Origin of the sequence: Thermicanus aegyptius DSM 12793 (assembly GCF_000510645.1) — a bacterium.
Lineage (GTDB): Bacteria > Bacillota > Bacilli > Thermicanales > Thermicanaceae > Thermicanus > Thermicanus aegyptius.
Map to the genome: position 1 here is coordinate 1,412,737 of NZ_KI783301.1, position 21,861 is coordinate 1,434,597.

The following is a 21,861-nucleotide window of genomic DNA, read 5'->3' on the forward strand; positions in this document are numbered from 1 at the left end:
AATGAGGGAGGAGATAAAATGGAGAAATTGATCAATCGGCTGTTAAAAAAAACCGAAGGTACATATCTTGATTTTAAGAGAGACTTTTATAAGATTAATGACAAAAAGAGTAAAATCGATTTTGTAAAAGATATTTTGGCATTTGCTAATTCCACTATTAACGAACCTGCATATATTTTGTGTGGAGTTCAAGAGAAAGAGACAGGAGACAAAGAAGTAATTGGTATAGATCCCTCAATAAGGATTGATGACGCTAGTTGGGTGCAATTCCTAAATTCATATGCGAGCCATCCAATAAATTTTTTTATGAAAAAGATTAAATCGGATTTATATAATAAAACATTCGTTTTGATTGAAATATCTACTAATCAACAACGGCCTATTTTTTGTATTAAAGATGAAGGGGACAAACTCAAGAAAGGAAATATATACTTTAGAAATGGTTCTTCAAATGATATTGCTAAAGATCTGGTAACACTTGAAATAATGATATCAAAAACTATGATGCAAGGAAATTCAAATTTGCAAGTATCGGATCCCACATATAATCGATATTCAAAATTTCCTCCAGCACCATATTATGAATTTATAGGACGTCGAGAAGAAATCAAAAAAATTTATGATGAGCTTATAGATCATCATAAAAATTACTTATTATCTTTGGTAGGTGATGGGGGTATAGGGAAAACTTCAATTGCTTATAAAGTGGCGGAAGAAATAAAAGACAAAATTGATGGTGGCGTAAGTAATTTTGATGATGTAATATGGATTAGTGCAAAAGACCAAAGACTTTATTTTGATGAGAGAAGGGAACTAAATCCGGAGTTTCGCTCTTTAGATGATTTATTTAATAAAATACTATTAATTTTTTATGACGTAAATTATATAAAAGATATGAATAGAAGAAAAAAGTTAGATTTTGTTAACCAAGCGTTAGAAGGAACGAAATTCTTTTTTGTATTAGATAATCTTGAAATATTTGACGGTGAGGAAATTAATCAAATTTATCAATTTATAAAAAATGCTCCATTTGGTCATAAATTCCTCCTCACATCAAGGCATGATTTAAGAGTACATGAATTTGTAAAGATAGAACGTTTTAATTTAGAAAGTTCTAGAGAATATATAAATAATCTAGTGATAAATTTAAATGTAAATGAAATAGACAAAGATGATATAATTAATAATTTTAATGAATTTTATACATTAACGAACGGAAATCCTTTATATATTAATTTTTTTATTTCACAAATACTTAGAGGAAGGAAATTAAAAGATATCCTAGCAAAAAGGAATTTAGAATCAGAGAAATCACTAAAAGCATACTGTTTTGATTCTACATTGTCAAATTTATCTGGCGACGAACTCAAAGTCATGTACACCCTTGCAGTATCGGAACAAAACTTTTTATCATTCAACGAATTAAGATACGTCACATTAATACAGGAATCTTCTTTATTTAATATAATTGGATCATTAACGTCGCATTCTTTAGTATACACAGAATACCAAAGAAATACGAAAGTCTACTCTTTAAATTGGTTACTAAAATCATACCTTTTAGAAGAAAAAAGGATCCCAGTAGGAGAATATACTAGGTTATATCAGAAAGTAAGGACAATCTCAATATTTAGTCATCCAATTAAGGAAGAATTAGCTTTTAATTTTGGATTACGATCACTTATAAATACAAATGAAATAATGTCTTATAACATGATATTGAATGTTCTGGACAATGTAAACAATCAAAATGTGGATAGCACTTTGGATGACATAATTCGTCTATATCCTGGAAATTATTTAGTATATTTCTACAAAAATCTACTAAATATCTCAAATGGAACTAATTTATATAACGTTTATGCAAATATAAATTCAGATTTCGCGCATATTTTAAGTGTTATAAAATATGATGAAGAACGCGTAATGTCATATGTCTGGAAGTCTTTTTTGTATATATTGATTGATAAATACGACGATGTAATAAATGATATGGATATGTTAATTAACAATTCAAATAAAGATCATATAGAGTTAATTAATATTATCAAAGCCACGTGTTTAAGTATGAAAGCATTCAATGAATATAGATATAATCGATTTAACTTACATGATCAACTCCGTGACGACGCTGACGTACTTTTTTCAAACAATTTAAGAGGTTTTATTGGAAAACCTTACTTTTTATTTATTAAGAAAAATTTAATATATGCTTATAAACAGAACTTACTTCATGTGAAAAAAACTAAAATAAGTATTGAAAATGGACAATTTGTCTCTGACATCCTCATATTAAAAGACTTAAAATTATTCACAAAAAAACCAGTGGTCAATTTAAAATAACTCTCTTTTTCAGGAGTAACTAACTAGTTATTCCTGAAAAAGTGGATTTGCGGGAGAACCTATCTATCGTTACTTATTTTCGAACCCAGTACCAAAGCCAATGCGTTTTTAATTGATGTTCATCGCACCATGCTTTAGCAGTCTTTCCACTTGCCTTAAAGTTGACCGCAGCAATCCATTCTTTACGTAATGCGAGTTTTGTCAGAAAAACCCTCCATCCTGTTCTTTTTGGAGGATTATTTCATGAATATAATTGAGTTTGTAGGTATGGGAGTGTTTGACGTTTACGCCACCGCAATCTAAAGTAGAAAGCGGGAAGAATAGTTGGAATTTGATGAGAAACCGAAAACATGTTTGCAATCCATCACCTCATTTGCTATACTCGATATAGGCATATATGTTCTCTTTATCTATTGTATCGGTGAGGTGATGAACGGTGGAGGAGAAACAGAATCAGCAATATAAGCAAGACAACCAAGGCAAGACGGAGTATATTCATCATGATCGTTTATTTAAAGAATTGATTAAAATCTTTTTCGAAGATTTCATTTCGCTGTTCTTTCCAAATTTTCACCCTCTCATTTCTTTCGACTCGGTCACCTTCCTTTCCGAGGAAGTCTATACCGATGTGGTGAAAGGAGGCGAACGGAGGGTTGACCTTCTGGTAGAAACGAAGATCAAGGGGGTAGAGCGGCTCATCATCATCCATATTGAAGCCCAATCCTATTATCAGGATGACTTTCATGAGAGAATGTTCATTTACTATAGCCGGCTTTATGAGAATCATCGCCGCCCGATTTTGCCCATTGCGGTATTTTCCTATGATGAGAAACATGATGAACCGGATGCGTTTACCATTGAGGTCCCGGAGCTTCAAGTCCTTCAATTCCGTTATTTGACGGTGGAACTTAAGAAGAAAAACTGGAGAGATTATTTACGGTACGACCATCCAATTGCTGCTGCACTTCTCAGTAAAATGGGATATACTAAAGAAGAGAGAGTTGAAGTGAAGAAGGAATTTCTACGGATGATCACACGCCTTGAACTAGATCCCGCTCGGCTCAACCTGATTACGGGATTCTTCGATACTTATCTAACCTTAAACGAAGAGGAGGAGAGGAAATTGCGCGAAGAGATTGGGCAGCTGCCGCAAGAGGAAGGAGCGGCGATCCTAAATATCATGAACTCTTATGAGAAGAAAGGATACGAACGTGGGAGAGAAGAAGGATTTGAAGAAGGAATAGAACAAGGAATTGAGAAAGGAATTAAGAAAGGAATTGAGCAAGGAATTGAAAAGGGAATAGAAAAAGGAATTGAGCAAGGAAAAATGGAAGATGCCCGGAAGATGCTTCTAAAGGGGATGGATGTGAATTTTATTCGGGATATTACAGAATTACCGCTAGAGAAGATTGAAGAATTGAAAAAGTCATTAGAAAGATCGTAAGCGATGTGTCGTCTTTGCGGGAATTTTATTCCCGCTTTTTTTACAAGACACAAAAACAACGATGTGAATGGGATGATCGCTTTCCCCGCCAATATCGGATTAAATCTAATCTTGGTTCATCCCATGGCGCATGGAGGGTTAGCCCTGACGTCACCTCGATCAGTTATACATTATCGGGTTATTTACTTCTCCGGTCGTACAGCAAAAAAATCTGCAAGATCATGACGGCGGAAGTATGGATGACGATCGGTAAACGACCCATCAGCTCTGGTGTTGTCGATCGTCGTTTAATTCTTGTATCCGTTCGGTTCCATGGAGCAGTTCCATTTCGGTGTGAAGGCGGGTTGGCTATTTCTTGTGATGGCCATAGGGGCCGACGCTTATGCGGCCATGTTATGGGTCTTGAAGGAAACGATTTTTGTGGATTTAACGAAGCAAGCGAGAAGAAAAGGATGATCACAGGCTTTATACCATCATATCAAATTTTTAAAGGAATTGAAGGATTATCGCAAAGACAAATTGCGAAACAACTTGGGATTTCTCGAAATACCGTCCGCAAACACCTATCGAATCAAACAGCTCCAACGGTCATTCATCGGACCAAGGAAAATTCCGCTGGGGAAAGCCCTTTTTTGCCACCTATATTCATCCATTTATGGAAGTAAGCGATTCGAAAATGGCTCACTTTTTAAGTGATCGCCCTGGCTCAATTTATTGTTGATTTGCGAGTCCTAAAAATTAATGAAATAAATGCAATGTTCATAAATGGATTTTTTCAGGAGCAACTAATTATCTCCATGCAGGGGGAATCAAGGTGTTATTAATATGATTAGATAACCCTTCTAAGTCAGGAAACAAAGTAAACCTATTTATACCATTATGATAAAGAAATCTCACTGCATCTTCTTTGATATCAAGAGTAAGTTCAAATGCCTTAATGATGTTATTTGTTATAAGATTCCCTTCAAATTCCTCTTCAAGGGGTAACATTGAATTCCCCTGAACAGTAAATACACCATTTTGAGCTACAATACGTTTATTACTTTTTATAGGGTATATTGCTATCGATTTTTGATTTGGATCCTCGAAATGTTTAGGATATTCTATTGCCTGGGGAGATAATATTTCATTCTTTCCCAACGATAACCTATTAAGTTCTGTAGGCTTTAATACCCAAATTTTTGCTGTACCGTTTGTCCACCCATCCAAAGCAAAAAATAACGCAACCGACATACTCTCCGTCCAATCAAGAAGTCTAGTTTTAACACCGTGGTGTTGCATTGAATAAAGTAAGTTCCAACCAGCTTCATTGTTGTGTATTAAATAGCCGAGGTTTTTATAGTAGGTGTACAGTTGTTTTTCCAGAGTAAGGTACTTTTCAAGACTCTTGTTATCAGGATTTAGTCTAAACAGTCCTGAATTAAGTTTATAAGTAGAATTGTTATGGCCACGGAACCAAGCTGTACCATCATAACTACGGGTAAAATCATCAATTTTATCAAGGAGACTTTTCCACTTTTGGCTAAACATCTATCAGAAACACCTCCTTGAAAAGGATATCATTTAATATGGTATTATGCTATATTAAAATTAATTTATTAATAATGGGGTGAGTCAGTTGGTTAAATCTGATACTTCAGGGATAGCAGCTATACTTGTTACTCAAGGTGAATTTCGATTTTACATAGCTGCAATGCCCTCTTATATTCTGAGAGAAACATGTTTTACAATCACACGGGAAGCAGATCCTAAAGAAGGGTTTCAACGTGTGTTGAATGAGGAAAGGGCAAAAAAAATAGCAACCTATATTGATTCAGGAAGTGGTTCTATTCCAACCGCTATCATCTTATCTGCACAACCCCAATCTGAATTGAAATATAATTCAAAATCTAAGACGATTTCTTTCAAAAACGATGAAAAAGCATTTTTAATTATTGATGGACAACATAGGGTCTACGGGTTTATAAAGGCAAATCAGTCTATCAGGGTTCCTGTGGTTATTTATGAAGAATTGACTCGGGTTCAAGAAGCAAGATTGTTTATTGATATAAATACAAATCAAGAACAGGTACCAGAGGCACTCTTGCTTGATGTTAAGACACTACTTAAAAATGAAACAGAAGATGAAAAACGTTGCAGTGAATTGTTTGACATTTTTTATAACCATGATTCAAGTGTTCTTAAAGGTAAACTCGATAGGGCTACGCGAACTCAAGGTAAAATTTCCCGTATAACATTTAATAAATCCGTGATAGAACTTTTAAAAAATGAGCTAAAAGAATTGCCTATGGAGAAATCTTATATTGTTATCAACAATTATTTAAAAGCTTGCCAAAAAGTGTTTACGGAGATAGATAGTAGATTATCAAATCTAATGTACAAACCAGTTTCATTTGAGGGGTTACTGAGAAGTGCAAAAGCAGTTATTGATAAAGCAACAACAAAATATGATAAACTGAGTTACGAAACATTTTACGATGTGGTGAAAGTATTAAAGGACAATATTTCAAAGGAAAGATTACTACGGCCGGGCAATTCACCTAAGAGATTTTCTGAAAGCATTATTCAGGGAATTACAACTATATACATAAGACCGAATTCTGTAGTAGAAGATTAAGTTTTTAGTTTGGGGGTTGAAATAGCCCTCCATTTTTATAATATCCTTAAGAAGGAACCAGACTTTAGCATCTTTCGTAAACCATATGGCGACAATAGAGCTCCAACTGTTTCTTCAAAGAGATCACTTCATCTGCGAATAAGTAAATTCCGTTCATCCGGCGACCTTAGCCAAATGGGTCGAGTATTCATCAAGATGAACTTTGATGAGTTTGTTGTTAGCCTTTTTTTAGTTTGGTGAAACCTCTTACCCGTCAGATATGTGAGATAGTAGTATAGGCGTATGACTGCTATGTAAGCTCAATTACTCCACGCCTACAACCTCCGTTGCATTCATAAGACCTCCATAAAGATCAATATGAAGGTTTTTTTCATGACGAAGTTAGCATTACCTAAAGAATGGAAAGATCGGGTGTTTGACTTTAAGGCAAGCAGGAAGACCGCCAAGTCTTGGTGTTTAAAAAAATATCAAGGATCATCAACTATGATGATGGATTCGAATCGAATCTGCTAAGATCCCACCCCAGAACATTTCAGTGGATTCAGGTTCAGATGGATAAATTATGGCGGGACTGAGGTACAACTAAATCTTCCTTTATTTAACGATTATTTAACGAAAACGGAGAGATTACAGATCCTGCTGCCATAGAGGTCGACTTTTTGAAAATCAGTCGCCCGATTTTGCCTATTGCGGTATTTTCCTATGATGAGAAACATGATGAACTGGATGCGTTTACCATTGAGTTCCCGGAGCTTCAAGTCCTTCAATTCTGTTATTTGACGGTGGAACTCAAGAAGAAAAACTGGAGAGATTATTTACGGTACGACCATCCAATTGCTGCTGCACTTCTCAGTAAAATGGGGTATACTAAAGAAGAGAGAGTTGAAGTGAAGAAAGAATTTCTACGGATGATCACACGCCTACAACTAGATCCCGCTCGGCTCAATCTGATTACGGGATTCTTCGATACTTATCTAACCTTAAACGAAGAGGAGGAGAGGAAATTGCGTGAAGAGATTGGGCAGCTGCCGCAAGAGGAAAGTACTGCGATTCTAAATATCATGAACTCATATGAGAAGAAAGGATATGAGCAAGGAAAAATGGATACAGCCCGAAAGTTGCTTCTAAAGGGGATGGATGTGAATTTTATTCGGGATATTACAGAATTACCGTTAGAGAAGATTGAAGAATTGAAAAAGTCGTTAGAAAGATCGTAAACGATGAGCCGTCTTTGCGGGAATTTTATTCCCGCATTTTTATTTTTACAAGACACAAAAAACGATGTGAATGGGATGATCGCTTTCCTCGCCAATATCGGATTAAATCTAATCTTGGTTCATCCCATGGCGCATGGAGGGTTAGCCCTGACGCCACCTCGATCAGTTATACATTATCCGGTTATGTACTTCTCCGGTCGTACAGCAAAAAAATCTGCAAGATCATGACGGTAGATGTGTGGATAACGATTGGTAAAACGACCGAATCAGGTCTGGTGATGTCGATGGTCGTTTAATTCTTGTACCCGTTCGGTTCCATAGAGCAGCTCCATTACGTTGTGAAGGCGGGTTGGTTATTTCTTGTGATAGCCGTAGGGACCGGCCATGTTGTGGGTCTTGAAGGAAACGATTTTTGTGGATTTGACCAGGCAAGCGCTTGGAAAATTGAAAAGGAGTTTTGCACGCGGATTAAGATGAGTTAAAATAAAAGCATATGAAATGAATCATGATTTGTCCTAAAAAACAACCACAGAAAAATGCTAACTTTGTGAAATAGATCGAAAAATGGGCAAAAAAGATTAAGAGGGATGAGGGAATGAGCAGCAATCCGTCCGTGTATCAAAAATTGGAGAAGGCTCGACAAGAATTACTGGACCTTGGATTACGGAATTCTCTACTGAATTACCGTCTTTTGAAAGCCCGTGGTTTGGAAGTGGTGGATGGATCACCGCAGGATGTTTTTGAAATTCTGGTTCGCAATAAAAAATCGGTAACCTTTTTGCCCAAGAGAGAAAATGAGAACGAATTGCTGCTTTCTGAAACGGAATCTAATGTAAATGAAAAAGAAATGCTCTCTTCGCAAGAGGATCTTTTACCATCCCAACAGCGCGTTCCGGAACCTAAGTTGAATACGAATTTGACAGAAAAACAATTACAAGCAAGGTTGTTAAATACATATTATACAGCTCAAACTTTTATTGAAGAGCAGGGCGTTAACATATTGTATATGGCTCTTGGAATGTTGCGCTGGTATGAATCCGAAAGCAGTAAAGAGGTTCGAAAGGCTCCACTGATTTTGATTCCGGTAAAACTGGAACGGATAAATGCGCGGGAACGGTTCAGAGTATCTTCCACTGAGGAAGATATTGGCTTCAACTTATCCCTGATCACAAAGGCGAAGGCGGAATTCGGGATTTCCATTCCAACTCTTCCGGAAGAAGAGGAAATCGATGTCGCTCAATATTTTCTTCAGGTGGAAGAAGCAATTCAGAGCGAGCCTCGGTGGTCGGTGGACAGACAGGCCATCGTTCTGGGATTTTTTTCATTTGGCAAGTTTCTTATGTACCGGGATTTAGACGTAACCAACTGGCCGGAAGAATGGAAGCCTACCGAACATGATATCCTTCTTAGTTTGCTAAATGACGGATTTTCGGAACCGGTTTCCGCTATTCAAGATGACGATTTTATGGATCCGCATGTTTCATTCCACGATATGCATCATGTGATGGATGCGGACAGCTCGCAGCTGCAGGCAATTCTCGATGTGAACAGTGGCCGGAATCTGGTCATCCAGGGTCCTCCAGGAACGGGAAAATCACAGACAATCACCAATATCATAGCCGAAGCGGTGGCCCGTGGGAAAACGGTATTATTCGTTTCGGAAAAAATGGCTGCCTTGGAAGTGGTCAAAAGACGGCTGGATCACGTTGGATTGGGGGATGCCTGTCTCGAATTACATAGCCACAAAACTAACAAAAAAACGTTCCTTAACGAATTGGCCAGAACGTTGGAATTGAGAAAACCGAAAGTGAAAGATTTTGACGAAGAGGTTCAAGTGCTGGAGAATTTTCGTCGACGGCTTAATGATTATTGTGTGGGGATTCATACACCGGTGGGGGAAAGTGGGTTAACCCCTTATCAACTATTAGGTGAACTGGTGCGTTTCAGGCACAAGTTTGGTGACGACTTTATTTTCCCCTCTCTGGAAATCGACGGGATGGTGAAATGGGATCGCTCTACGTTTCAGCACCGTATTCTGCTCGTGGAGGAACTCCAGAAACTGTTGGGTGCGTTGGGAAATCCAAAGGAGCATCCGTTTTGGGGAAGCGGCCGAACCGTCTTTTTGCCAACGGAAGTGGGAAAGTTAAGGGAGACGGTGACTAAGACGAAACAAGCTTTCGAAACCTTAAAGGAATCTTCACGAGTGTTAGCGCAAATAATGCGCACAGAAACTATTCAGGACGTAAAAGATGTCGAGATGGTCGGTGTTGTCGCAAGTAAAATACTAGAAGCGCCAGATTTGCAAGGGGTTCGAATCGATGCGGACGAATGGACGCAACAAGTGGATGAAATCCAACATCTCGTATCGTCGGGATTAAAATTTTCTTCATTGCAACATCGATACCGGGATATCCTGATTCCCGAGGCGTGGGATCAGGATCTACTCGATATACGCCAAACGCTCATGACGTATCACAAAAAATGGTTGCGATGGTTATCGGGATCCTATCGAAAAGCAAAGAAGAAGTTGTTTCGTTTATATAAGGACAGCTCTGGTAAAAAATTGGATGACCTTCAAGTTGTCGAGGATATCATGGAAACACAGCGTCATCAACAGTTCATTCAAAGCATGGACGCCGTGGGCTCTTCTTGTTTTGGTGTGCATTGGAAGAAAGAGCAATCGGATTGGGTTCGCTTCAACGAGTGGGTTCAATGGTTGTTTCCATTCTACAAAGAGATCCAATCTGGCCATATTCCGGGATGGATCATTCCTCTATTAACCGCACCTTTGAATCGAACGAAATTAGAAAACAGCATTGTAACGGTCGGACAACAATTGGAGCAGTTCCGAGAATGTGGTGCAGAGTTGGAAAACCTTCTGGAGCTTAATACTTCCGTTAAGTTCGGAAATTGTCAGTCGCTTTCGGATCAAGCGTTTCAAGAGTTGAATGAGCAGTTTAAGAGTTGGGTGGATCATGCAGATTCGATACAAACGTTAGTTTCCTATAACTTGCTGTGCGACACATGCAACAAGGAAAAGTTGGAGGCCATCGTGTCGCTCAGCCGCACTTGGGAACATGCCTCACAGCGATTAACCGATCTTTTCCGTTTTACATGGTATGATGCGTTGATCAAGCAAGCCTTTCAGGAACGGTCTGTTTTGGCCCAGTTTGATGGGGATCGCCATCGTCATGTGGTGGAAACGTTTCAGGAATTGGATCGAGCTCTTTTGGAATACAACAAAATGAAACTGGTCGAAATCCATTGGAAAAAGATTCCCCAGTATGATGCAGGAGGACAACTGGGGGTTCTGAAGCGTGAATTTGAAAAGAAAAGGGGACATCTGCCCATTCGTCGGCTCATGGAAAATGCTGGTTATGCAATCCAAGCCCTCAAACCGGTCTTTATGATGGGGCCACTCTCGATCGCTACCTATCATCCGCAGGAGAGTGTGAAATTTGACCTGGTAATATTTGATGAAGCGAGTCAGGTTAAGCCGGTTGACGCGTTCGGAGCCATTCTTCGAGGAAAACAGGTGGTAGTCGTTGGAGACAGCAAACAAATGCCTCCGACCCATTTCTTTGATTCACTCACCAAAGGGGAAGAAAGCGAAGAGGATAACACCGTTGGCGATATGGAGAGTATCTTGGGGCTCTTTTTGGCTCAAAATGCGCCACGGCGGATGCTCCGTTGGCATTATCGGAGTCGGCACGAATCATTAATCGCTGTGTCCAACTTGGAGTTTTACGACAATCGGCTCGTGGTTTTTCCAAGCCCAGACTTGAAAAAAGATCGTTCGGGACTGGTGTTTCATTACCTGCCGCATGGCAGGTATGACCGCGGGCGTAACCGAACCAATGCGGAAGAAGCCAGAGCCGTGGCACAGGCGGTTATGGAGCACGCCAAGCGGTATCCCCATTTATCATTGGGCGTTGCCGCTTTCAGCGTTGCGCAAATGCAGGCAATTCAAGACCAGCTGGAACTTTTGCGTCAGGAGGACCCGTCATGCGAATCGTTTTTCCAAGCGCATCCCCATGAACCGTTCTTTGTAAAAAATTTGGAAAATGTCCAAGGTGATGAACGGGACGTAATGTTCATCAGTATCGGTTACGGCAAAACCGAAGACGGGTATTTATCCATGGATTTCGGAGCGCTAAATCGCGACGGAGGGGAGCGGAGACTGAACGTGCTGATCACTCGCGCTCGCTTTCGTTGCGAAGTGTTTGCCAATATGACAGATTATGATATCGATTTAAGTCGTACTCAAGCCCAAGGCATGAAAGCACTGAAAACGTTCCTGAGATACGCTCGAACAGGCATCTTGGAAATTCCCAAGGACACGGACAGGGAGGCGGACTCTCCTTTTGAGGAAGTGGTGGCGGAGACGATCCGCTCGATGGGATATGAAGTGAGAAAACAGGTCGGATCCGGAGGATTCTACATCGATTTGGCCGTCGTCGATCCAGAATCGCCTGGCCGTTATGTGCTGGGGGTGGAGTGCGATGGAGCCACCTATCATAGCGCCAGGTCGGCGCGGGATCGTGATCGGTTAAGGCAACAAGTGCTGGAGGGATTGGGGTGGTACATTCACCGGATATGGAGTACCGACTGGTTTCGCCATCCGGATCGTGAACAAAAACGGCTTGCTGAGGCCATTGAGAAAGTACGGCTCCAAATAAAGTCAAGCATATTGGTGGAAGTTCGGGAAGAAATTACGAATGTTTTTTCTCTGGAACGGGAAGATAGCATTGCGCGGGAAGAACAAAAATCTGTAACTCCTTATCAATGTGCTAGTTTAAACATCGATATGTTCGGTTTCGAATTTCATAAGCTTCCAACCCAACAGATTGCATTATGGGTCCTAGAGGTGGTGAAAGTCGAGAGCCCTGTGCATATTCATGAAGTTATAAAAAGAATTTGTGAGGCAGCAGGCATTAAACGTGCAGGCAATCGCATACAGGAAGCGGTGGAAAAGGCTTGCAGAGCGTTAGCCCGATTGGGGAAAGTTGAAATAAAAGGAGATTTTCTCTGGTTAGAAGGGATGAAGCGACCGGATATTCGAGATCGCAGTCACCTTCCTGCTTCATCCAAAAAACTGGATTTGGTTTCAACGGAAGAGATCTGGGTTGCCATCGAAAGAGTAGTCTCCGTTGCGTTGGGGATAAAAGAAGATGACATTACACCTGCTGTTTGCAGATTATTGGGTTTTATGAGAGTAACGGAGGAAATGAAGGATCGCATTGAAAAGATTATTTCTAAGATGATAGCAGAGAACGTGTTGGAGAAGCAGGGATCTCATTGTATTTTAACGAACGAGATTTCCCTATAATTTATAATTGAAATTGATTAGCAGCATCCACCTCCGCAAACAAAGTGGAAAGCGGGAGAAACAGTCGGTATTTGATGAGAATCCGAAAATATGTTTGCAATCCATCGTCTCATCTGCTATACTCGATATAGGCATGTATGTTCGCTTTATCTATTGTATCGAGTGAGGTGATGAACGGTGGAGGAGAAACAGAATCAGCAATATAAACAAGACAACCAGGGCAAGACGGAGTATATTCATCATGATCGTTTATTTAAAGAATTGATTAAAATCTTTTTCGAAGATTTCATCTTGCTGTTCTTTCCAAATTTTCATCCTCTCATTTCCTTCGACTCGGTCACCTTCCTTTCCGAGGAAGTCTATACCGATGTGGTGAAAGGTGGCGAACGGAGGGTTGACCTTCTGGTAGAAACGAAGATCAAAGGAGTCGAGCGGCTTATCATCATCCATATTGAAGCCCAATCCTATTATCAGAATGACTTTCATGAGCGGATGTTCATTTACTATAGCCGGCTTTATGAGAATCATCGCCGCCCGATTTTGCCCATTGCGGTATTTTCCTATGATGAGAAACATGATGAACCGGATGCGTTTACCATTGAGTTCCCGGAGCTTCAAGTCCTTCAATTCCGTTATTTGACGGTGGAACTTAAGAAGAAAAACTGGAGAGATTATTTACGGTACGACCATCCAATCGCTGCTGCGCTTCTCAGTAAAATGGGGTATACTAAAGAAGAGAGAGTTGAAGTGAAGAAAGAATTTCTACGGATGATCACACGCCTACAACTAGATCCCGCTCGGCTCAACCTGATTACGGGATTCTTCGATACCTATTTACACTTAAACGAAGAGGAGGAGAGGAAATTGCGTGAAGAAATTGGGCAGCTGCCGCAAGAGGAAAGTGCAGCGATTCTAAATATCATGAACTCATATGAGAAGAAAGGATATGAACAAGGGATTGAAAAGGGAATTGAGCAAGGAAAAATGGAAGATGCCCGAAAAATGCTTCTAAAGGGGATGGATGTGAATTTTATTCAGGAAATTACTGAATTACCGCTGGAGAAGATTGAAGAATTGAAAAAGTCGTTAGAAAGATCGTAAGCGATGAGCATGGAGACACCACTGTGCTTTGGATTTATTTTTTTCCAAAATCGTAAAAAGTCCTAGTGTATAGATTACATTCATGAGATAATCCTCCCAAGAGTTGAATAGCTAACTGGATGGCTTTTAGGGAACAAATGAAAAGCGTTTAGCACGTTGACATCCATGCTGGATGTTTTCTAGCATAGATTCATGTCAATAATGAGGGATATGATTTATGAAAAATAAAATAAAATATATTAGGATAATCAGAGATAATAGATGTTTGCTACGGATGAAGTTACAAAGAACACCGGGGAGATATATGACGGATAAAGGCGAGGTCGACATCATCATTGATGCAGCCAAAAAAAATTTTTTTGAGATTGCATCTCTTGTAACAAATAAAGGAATAGTTCAGTCTCCAGAACCGATAAACGCGGTTTCCTGGCATGGTTTTTTTGATGAACGGGAAGGATTAATCAAACCACCTGTTATTAATTTTAAAAATAATCATAAAAAAGTATGGTGCCCCAGACATACTGGAGGAGTAAAACAGGAGAATTTATTCTCATTTCCGGTTTGCAGTATATATATACCTGCTCTTTTTAACACATCTTCTCTCCCTCCGATGAATGTGAGCCCTTTGGATGCTTTAGTAGAAATTAGGAACCAAAAAAATGTAAGAGTTGATTTCTTTGTATTACCGAAAGGAATATCTTATGAAGATTATATATTAAATTTCAGTATTTCTATATTTGATTTAATAGCCGATATTTCTTTGTTTAACAAAGCTGCGTCTGGTGAATTTGTTGAATTACCTATAGCCTCTCCAGAAGATGTCGAATTTCATTCAGTCAAAATCGAGGACTGGAACACGTTAATCAGACTTGTTTACTCGGATCAACTACGTGAGTCTAAATTAATGGGAACATACAGTATATTATTTCATGATCCAAACAATCCGATCGATATGATTCTTAATCGTAATATTGGTTATATTGATGAAAACGGTAATGTGATATTAGAACGGTTAAGGGATAAGCATAATGAGGAGGTGAAAAGATTTATTAAAAAAGAAAAAAAATCAAAATGACTTTCATGAAAGAATGTTCATTTACTATAGCCGGCTTTATGAGAACCATCGCCGCCCGATTTTGCCTATTGCGGTATTTTGCTATGATGAGAAACATGATGAACCGGATGCATTTACCATTGAACTCCCGGAGCTCCAGGTCCTTCAATTTCGGTATGATCATCCAATCACTGCTGCACTTCTCAGTAAAATGGGATATACTAAAGAAGAGAGAGTTGAAGTGAAGAAGGAATTTCTACGGATGATCATACGCCTGCAACCAGATCCCGCTCGGCTCAACCTGATTACGGGATTCTTAGATACCTATTTACACTTAAACAAAGTGGAGGAGAGGAAATTGCGTGAAGAGATTGGGCAGCTGCCGCAAGAGGAAGGTGCAGCGATCTTGAATATCATGAACTCTTATGAGAAGAAAGGATATGAAAGAGGGATTGAAAAAGGAATTGAGCAAGGAAAAATGGAGGCAGCCCGAAAGTTGCTTCAAAAGGGGATGGATGTGAATTTTATTCAGGAAATTACTGAATTACCGATGGAGAAGATTGAAGAATTGAAAAAGTCGTTATAAACATTGTAAGTGTTAAGGTTGGGATCGGCAGTAGGTCCGCCTGGGCGTCTTGATGGACGCAAGCAAACCGGATGTTTTAGGGGGACAGTGCAGAGTGCTATACTTGATGTGAATTAAAGTTACGATTGGGAATCACAGACGTACAACACAACAACAATTTTTAACTTGACAAGACGACGATGAGCGTATAAAATAACGATAAATTTCATCATTGTAAGCTTTCTTATCCAGAGTGGCAGAGGGACTGGCCCGATGAAGCCCGGCAACCGCCTATTCCTTGTTGAAGATGAACTTCAGCAGGAAGCAAAGGAAAGGTGCTAATTCCTGCAGGATAGATGTCCTGAGAGATAAGAAGAGCGAATCGTGTGGAAGCGAATCCTCTTCGATCTCGGAAGAGGATTTTTGTTTTACCCTTGACTGACGTATCTGGTTCCGGTTTTAGCAGGGATGGGGATAGGCGGGTGAGATAACAAAGTGCTTCAACACGAACGGTCACTACATCGTTCCGGAGCTGGACGCCGCCGCGGAAGGGCAAGTGCTAAGTATTCTCCCGGAGGAACGCTTCTGGATCAACCCCGACTGCGGGCTCAAAACGCGGGACGTGCCGGAGACGATCGCAGCGCTTCGGAACATGGTCGAAGCGTCCAAAGCGCTGAGAAGAGAGCTTAGCGAGGAAGTCGGGGGTGCCTCTTTGCATTCTCGATGAATGACCTTGAGGTGATGTACGCGGAATGCGGACGGATGTGGATTTCGATGCGGATGAAACGTATGAAGATGGAGGTGGAGGCAATGTACATAGGTTGCCTGAAGGAAATGGGGGGTGAAAGTCGTGCGGTATGACACACAGGCGGTGCTTTCCGGTCTTCCGGACGATCCGTACGGCGCGGTCGGTCTACCGATCTATGCGACGGCTGCTTTTTCCTTTTCATCTCTTGAAGAGGGGGCGCGGCGTTTTGCCACGGGTGAGGGGTACACGTATAGCCGGTTGCAAAACCCGACGAACCGGGCGTTGGAAGAGCGGCTTGCGGCACTGGAAGGCGCAGAGGATGCGGTGGTTTTTGCTTCCGGTCAAGCGGCGACGCTGGCGTCCTTCATCGCTTTGCTCCAGGCCGGAGATGAGATCATCGCCGCCACCGGTCTGTTCGGGCAGACTACAGGCCTTTTCAATCAGATTCTTGGACTCATGGGCATTAAAGTACACTATGTACCGGCGGAAAGGGATGCAATGGCCGCGGTGTTGAGCGATCGTACGCGGGCCATCTTCGTCGAGACACTTTCCAATCCGGATCTTTCGATCCCTGATTTTGAGGGGATTGCTGCCTTGGCCGAAGCGCACGGGATCGCGTTCATCGTTGACAATACCTTCGGGGCAGTGGGTGCTCTTGCCCAGCCCTTAAGCCTCGGTGCCCACGTGGTGGTGGAAAGTCTGACCAAGTGGGCCTCCGGGCACGGCTCGGTTTTAGGCGGTGCCGTGCTCGTACGAAAAACCGATCTGTGGCAAAGGTACACCCTCTATACGACACCTGATGAAGAAGGGAAGAGCCTTTGGTCGACGTTCGGCCCCCAGGCATATATGAGCCGTGTGCGGCAGCTCGGCCTTTCGCTGATGGGCATGGTGCTTTCGCCTTTTCATGCCTATCTCATTTTTCAGGGATTGGAAACTCTTCCGCTTCGGGTGGAGAGGGCGAGCCGGACGACGCTGGAGCTGGCCACGTTTCTTCAAGGGCATCCAAAGGTATGGAAGGTGCGCTGTCCGGCTCTTCCTGAGGATCCTTCCCATCAACGGGCCAAGCGATACTTACGCGGGTTCGGGACGCTCCTCACGCTTGAAGTGAAAGAGGGCTTGGAAGGCGCCGCCCGCTTGCTTGAAAAATGCCGCCTTCTCCAAGCACCGAATGTGGGGGATGTGCGCACGCTCGTCGTTCACCCGTGGACGACGACGCACAGTCGGCTATCGGAGGCGGCGCGCCTGAAGGCCGGTGTCACACCGGGACTCATCCGTATTTCGGTGGGATTGGAGGATCCGGAGGATCTGAAAGCGTGGCTGGACGAAAGTCTGGCGTAAAGTAGCATCAATGGGTACAGTTATTGGTATAAAAGACCGTTCGCGTATAAAATGGTGGCAAATTTCATTCATACGTGTTAGCTTGCTTATCCAGAATGGCAGTGAAACCGGTCCGGTCAAACCCTAAGGGGAAAAAGCATGAATCGGTTATCCGAAGAGGAGAGGAGGCAGATGGCGCTGGCGCGATTTAAGATGATCGCGCCCTTACCGCATCGTCCCCTGCGACCTTGGAACAAAGTTTTTAAGCGAATGTTGATTAAAATTTTTTATAAAAAAGGAGAGATATATGAGAAAAATACAGCTTTCTATCCCTGCGGTTCCTGTTCATAAAAACGAACTGCTTCACACCAGCAAGGGAAAAAACACCAGACTGTACGAAATTCTCTTCCCCCATCGGCAAGGATTGGAGGCGCATATTCGGAGAAGATTGCGCATTGGTGTTGTCCGGAAATTTGACTTATTTTGTGAGTAACCGTGATACTATCGAAGCTGAGCCGGGCAGCATCGTGTTCGGTTGGCAAAATGTTTTGCATGGATACCTGAACCAAGAAAATGAGCCGGTCCACCTGCTTGTTTTTGTCACCCCGGCTAAAATAGGATTGGTTTATCCCGATGATGAGGATCCGGTTGTGCGAAAAGTTGCTGTGGAACGTCGCAAAGTGAACATTGAAGAAGAAGTAGATGTTTTATCCGAATATTCATCGTTTCAGACAGTTCTCGTGCATGGCCGATACGAAGAGCCGGAAGAGCCGGATGCATACAAAGTTTTTGTGAATTGGAGAAAGAAACAAATTTTCATTTTTGATCGAGAAAAAGTGGAACTGGCGACCGACGAGCCGATTCGTCTGCTGAAATATGTGGCGAAGAGTTAAGCTGGTGTCTCTCCTTTATCATCGAAAGTGGAGAACAATATGCGCCACAGGCCGTAACGACCGTGAATTCTGCCGCATCGTCATTGTGTAACCCGTAAAGGAAAAGAGAGAGTCGAGCCTCGTGTTGGAGCGAAGCCCATGAAACACGTGAAGAACTTGGAAGCGCAGCGAGATTGGTAGAGGTGAAGAAGGAATTTCTACGCATGATCACACGCCTTGAACTAGATCCCGCTCGGCTCAACCTGATTACGGGATTCTTCGATACCTATTTAAACTTAAACGAAGAGGAGGAGAGGAAATTGCGCGAAGAGATTGGGCAGCTACCGCAAGAGGAAGTTGAGGCGATCCTGAATATCATGAACTCTTATGAGAAGAAAGGATATGAACGGGGGAGAGAAGAAGGATTTGAACAAGGAATAGAACAAGGAATTGAGAAAGGAATTGAAAAGGGAATTGAGCAAGGAAAAATGGAAGATGCCCGGAAGATGCTCTTAAAGGGGATGGATGTGAATATTATTCGGGATATTACAGAATTACCGCTAGAGAAGATTGAAGAATTGAAAAAGTTGTTAGGGAAGAATTGAGCTAATATTATCGAGTTAACGAGAAGGAAAGACAGTTAGTAATTATCTGTATCGTTTATGGCACTAGTAATTGATTAAGTTATTCTTTTGGATGAAAAGCAGATGATGGGTGGAAAATGAGATGGCTTGAGCCAAGACAAAGAATGATAAGAGATGATAACATCAAAGAACAGCATGGCGAATATGAGATTTCCGAGCGTTATGAGATCATTAATGGTATTCGTTATATTTTTTATCTTCTCCTATGTTCATCAGAAAACTGCTATCGAATTTATACCTTGCTTTTCTCCTGTGGTGAGGAGGGGAAATTTCTCGCACCTCTGGATTTTCATTTTGATGAAGAGAACATCGTACAGCTGGATCTCATTAACATAAGTCGGGAACGGGTGAAGATCATCCGGGACGGTTATATATTTGGCGTGCCTGATCTTGTAGTGGAAATCATGTCGGAAAGCACTGGAACAAGGGATAAGACGATTAAAAAAAAGGCTGCATGAACGGTTAGATGTGAAGGAATACTGAGTAGTCGATCCGACCTATCGACTGGTGGAGCAATTTGTGTTGGACAACGGACGCTATCTCCTGGAGGCCACATGACTGATCAAGATAGACTATCTGCACGAACCGTTTCGTGTTTGAGTGTAGATTTGCGGGAAATATTCCCGAGACAAATCGATAAATGAACTCGGGGTGATGAGTCTCATGACATATAGACGTAGTATTGGTTTAGCAGCATAAGCAAGTCCAAAAAATTCTGTGGCTTTTTGGGGTAACTTAGTTTTGGTGTTGACAACTTTGACAAGGATGACAATTGCGCCCGTTCCACATTTGGAGATTTGATCTACATAGAACCCCACACTCTTACAAAAATAACGTTAGACGTTGTTTTGTACTCTACTATTGCCTCCTCATCTTTACTGCTCATCACGCATTTAATTCACCACGCTTTTAATGCCCCTTTGTTCAAAATCGGTCAGACAATCATTTTCCGGAGTTAAATCGGTTACGATCACATCAACCTGGCTTAAATTGGCGAATAAGCTGAATGCGGTTTTACCGAATTTAGTATAGTCAACCAAGTGAATTCTCTGTTCCGAATGAAACATCATTAATTTGCGAATTTTTGCCTCAAACACGTTTAAATCCTAAATGATCGCTGGTACAAGAAACAAAGGCTTTATCGGCATAGTAAGAGGATAAGCTGTTTGTGGCTGCATAACCGACATAAGATAGCAATCTGGTTCTGAGTCATCCACCGATAATCACTAATTTTAAATTTTCTTGGTCGCTCAGTTCAATTTCAACCTTTTAATGCGTTCGTGATGATTTTCTTCGATTTTTTAGATACCGAGAAATATAGAAAGATGTGGTGCTTGTGTCAGGCTTCATTTCCATTAGGGAGATGGGGCTATTTTAATTGTTGCATGATATAACGCAAAAAATGGTATCAATTTAATATTTTTGCGTCAATATATAGCTTTAATTTACATATAATTTACACTACTTTTACCCTGTTTTTACATCCGTTGATTAAAATATAGACGTAGCCAAAAATTCATTGGGAGGGAAAACAGGGTGAAGAAATTATTCGCTGCAATGATAGTGCTATCGTTATTCGCTTTGATGATTGGCTGTTCGGCAGGTGGAGGAGAGGGGAAGAAGGTGGTTGTCTATTCCCCGCATGGTAAGGAAATCATGTCTGAAGTCTCCAAATGGTTCAAGGATGAAACGGGTATCGACGTGGCGTATCTGACGATGGGTGGCGGGGAGCTTGTTGACCGAATTCGAGCGGAAAAAGAAAACCCCCAAGCCGATGTGATTTATGGAAATCCTTCTTCCGTCTTCAACCAACTTAAAAAGGAGGGACTTCTGTCGGAATTTGTTCCAACTTGGGCGGAAAAGATCGATCCACTCTTTAAAGACGTGGATCGCAAATGGTATGGGACAATCCAAACGCCGGTAGTGCTGTTTTACAATCACGATGCATTAAGCGCCGATAAGGCACCGCAGGATTGGTTCGATCTCGGTGATCCAAAATATAAAGGCCAAATTATTTTCCGAAGTACGACTTCTGCTGCTTCCCGTGCAACGCTCTCGGGTCTTATGGATTATTTTTATCAGAAGGGAACTCTTGAATCGGAGGGATGGAATTTCTTTAAAGCGATGGATAGTAATGTTAAGAAATATGTATCCGACTCTTCGATTATGTTCCAATCCCTCGCACGGCAAGAAGGATCTATCAGTTTCTGGACTTTGGATGGTGTTATTGACAATATTGAAAAAAATAAAATGCCTTTTACCATTGTGAGAGCAAAAAGCGGGAGCCCGATCATAACGGATGGAGTTGCTATCATTAACGGTGCAAAGCATAAGGATGCCGCACAGAAATTTGTAGAATTCGTCGGAAGGGCAGATATTCAAGAAAAATTGGCGAACCAATTTAATCGTATGCCAACGCATCCGGATGCAATGTCAAAGGCGCCCGAGTGGATGAAAAAATTTGATTATAAACCGATGAACATCAATTGGGATAACCTTGCGGAAAATCAATCGGAATGGATTCAGTATTTCGAAGATAACATTCGGGATTCAGCAAAAGTGGATAAGTAAATTGAGAGAGTTAGGGAGAGAAACTTCTTAATGTCTTCC

At 41.3% G+C, this 21,861-nt stretch carries 19 protein-coding genes and 1 riboswitch; of the genes, 16 read left to right on the forward strand and 3 right to left on the reverse strand.

From position 1 onward, the window contains the following. Positions 1-18: 18 nt before the first annotated feature. On the forward strand, positions 19-2,343 hold the full coding sequence (locus THEAE_RS0107610) for an RNA-binding domain-containing protein (RefSeq protein ID WP_028987059.1): 2,325 nt from the start codon (positions 19-21) through the stop codon (positions 2,341-2,343). Between the two features lie 73 nt (positions 2,344-2,416). Here the strand turns inward: THEAE_RS0107610 and tnpA are convergent, their stop codons facing one another. After that, positions 2,417-2,548 (reverse strand): IS66 family insertion sequence element accessory protein TnpA, encoded by a 132-nt coding sequence (gene tnpA / locus THEAE_RS23885; RefSeq protein ID WP_425426425.1) that lies wholly within the window; start codon positions 2,546-2,548, stop codon positions 2,417-2,419. 231 nt (positions 2,549-2,779) lie between these two features. Between tnpA and THEAE_RS0107615 the strand changes: the two genes are divergently transcribed. Next, complete coding sequence (locus THEAE_RS0107615) at positions 2,780-3,787, forward strand: RpnC/YadD family protein (RefSeq protein WP_052329842.1); 1,008 nt, start codon at positions 2,780-2,782, stop codon at positions 3,785-3,787. Positions 3,788-4,026: 239 nt separating this feature from the next. Then, positions 4,027-4,452, forward strand: a complete 426-nt coding sequence (locus tag THEAE_RS22940; protein ID WP_169729971.1) for a sigma factor-like helix-turn-helix DNA-binding protein — start codon at positions 4,027-4,029, stop codon at positions 4,450-4,452. A 124-nt stretch (positions 4,453-4,576) separates the two neighbouring features. On the opposite strand, the gene THEAE_RS0107625 is transcribed toward THEAE_RS22940, so the two are convergent. Further along, positions 4,577-5,317, reverse strand: coding sequence for an FRG domain-containing protein (locus tag THEAE_RS0107625; RefSeq protein WP_028987061.1), 741 nt, complete (start codon positions 5,315-5,317; stop codon positions 4,577-4,579). Positions 5,318-5,405: 88 nt separating this feature from the next. Here THEAE_RS0107625 and THEAE_RS20345 point away from each other — a divergent pair, with 88 nt between their 5' ends. The 12 genes from THEAE_RS20345 to THEAE_RS0107685 all read left to right on the forward strand — a co-directional run bounded on the left by THEAE_RS20345 (position 5,406) and on the right by THEAE_RS0107685 (position 19,709). Beyond that, positions 5,406-6,404, forward strand: a complete 999-nt coding sequence (locus THEAE_RS20345; RefSeq protein WP_052329844.1) for a DGQHR domain-containing protein — start codon at positions 5,406-5,408, stop codon at positions 6,402-6,404. Between the two features lie 659 nt (positions 6,405-7,063). Continuing rightward, positions 7,064-7,621 carry an RpnC/YadD family protein gene (locus tag THEAE_RS20350; protein WP_052329845.1) on the forward strand — a complete coding sequence of 186 codons (558 nt, stop codon included), beginning with the start codon at positions 7,064-7,066 and terminating at the stop codon, positions 7,619-7,621. A gap of 595 nt (positions 7,622-8,216) precedes the next feature. Then, on the forward strand, positions 8,217-12,950 hold the full coding sequence (locus THEAE_RS0107640; RefSeq protein ID WP_028987062.1) for a DUF3320 domain-containing protein: 4,734 nt from the start codon (positions 8,217-8,219) through the stop codon (positions 12,948-12,950). A 177-nt stretch (positions 12,951-13,127) separates the two neighbouring features. Beyond that, positions 13,128-14,051: an Rpn family recombination-promoting nuclease/putative transposase gene (locus tag THEAE_RS0107645; RefSeq protein ID WP_084213479.1), complete on the forward strand. Its 924-nt coding sequence runs from the start codon at positions 13,128-13,130 to the stop codon at positions 14,049-14,051. Positions 14,052-14,268: 217 nt separating this feature from the next. Further along, positions 14,269-15,126, forward strand: a complete 858-nt coding sequence (locus THEAE_RS0107650) for a hypothetical protein (protein WP_028987064.1) — start codon at positions 14,269-14,271, stop codon at positions 15,124-15,126. Between the two features lie 13 nt (positions 15,127-15,139). Further along, positions 15,140-15,691, forward strand: coding sequence for an RpnC/YadD family protein (locus THEAE_RS20355; protein ID WP_211233489.1), 552 nt, complete (start codon positions 15,140-15,142; stop codon positions 15,689-15,691). A gap of 220 nt (positions 15,692-15,911) precedes the next feature. Further along, positions 15,912-16,045: riboswitch (SAM riboswitch) on the forward strand. A 181-nt stretch (positions 16,046-16,226) separates the two neighbouring features. After that, positions 16,227-16,397 carry a hypothetical protein gene (locus THEAE_RS23525; protein ID WP_425426398.1) on the forward strand — a complete coding sequence of 57 codons (171 nt, stop codon included), beginning with the start codon at positions 16,227-16,229 and terminating at the stop codon, positions 16,395-16,397. A 123-nt stretch (positions 16,398-16,520) separates the two neighbouring features. After that, positions 16,521-17,756, forward strand: a complete 1,236-nt coding sequence (locus THEAE_RS0107670; protein ID WP_028987065.1) for an O-acetylhomoserine aminocarboxypropyltransferase/cysteine synthase family protein — start codon at positions 16,521-16,523, stop codon at positions 17,754-17,756. A 286-nt stretch (positions 17,757-18,042) separates the two neighbouring features. Beyond that, positions 18,043-18,228 (forward strand): hypothetical protein, encoded by a 186-nt coding sequence (locus THEAE_RS22945; protein ID WP_156920575.1) that lies wholly within the window; start codon positions 18,043-18,045, stop codon positions 18,226-18,228. Continuing rightward, on the forward strand, positions 18,221-18,628 hold the full coding sequence (locus tag THEAE_RS20360) for a hypothetical protein (protein ID WP_156920576.1): 408 nt from the start codon (positions 18,221-18,223) through the stop codon (positions 18,626-18,628). Before THEAE_RS22945 ends, THEAE_RS20360 begins: the two co-directional genes overlap by 8 nt. 203 nt (positions 18,629-18,831) lie before the next feature. Beyond that, complete coding sequence (locus THEAE_RS20365; RefSeq protein WP_211233490.1) at positions 18,832-19,212, forward strand: RpnC/YadD family protein; 381 nt, start codon at positions 18,832-18,834, stop codon at positions 19,210-19,212. 143 nt (positions 19,213-19,355) lie between these two features. After that, complete coding sequence (locus THEAE_RS0107685; protein WP_028987066.1) at positions 19,356-19,709, forward strand: Uma2 family endonuclease; 354 nt, start codon at positions 19,356-19,358, stop codon at positions 19,707-19,709. Positions 19,710-20,144: 435 nt separating this feature from the next. Here the strand turns inward: THEAE_RS0107685 and THEAE_RS0107690 are convergent, their stop codons facing one another. Next, positions 20,145-20,348, reverse strand: coding sequence for a DeoR/GlpR family DNA-binding transcription regulator (locus THEAE_RS0107690; RefSeq protein WP_028987067.1), 204 nt, complete (start codon positions 20,346-20,348; stop codon positions 20,145-20,147). A gap of 439 nt (positions 20,349-20,787) precedes the next feature. Here THEAE_RS0107690 and THEAE_RS0107695 point away from each other — a divergent pair, with 439 nt between their 5' ends. After that, the gene (locus THEAE_RS0107695; protein WP_028987068.1) at positions 20,788-21,822 is read left to right on the forward strand and encodes an extracellular solute-binding protein; all 1,035 of its coding nucleotides are present in this window, start codon (positions 20,788-20,790) and stop codon (positions 21,820-21,822) included. The last annotated feature ends 39 nt before the right edge of the window (positions 21,823-21,861 follow it).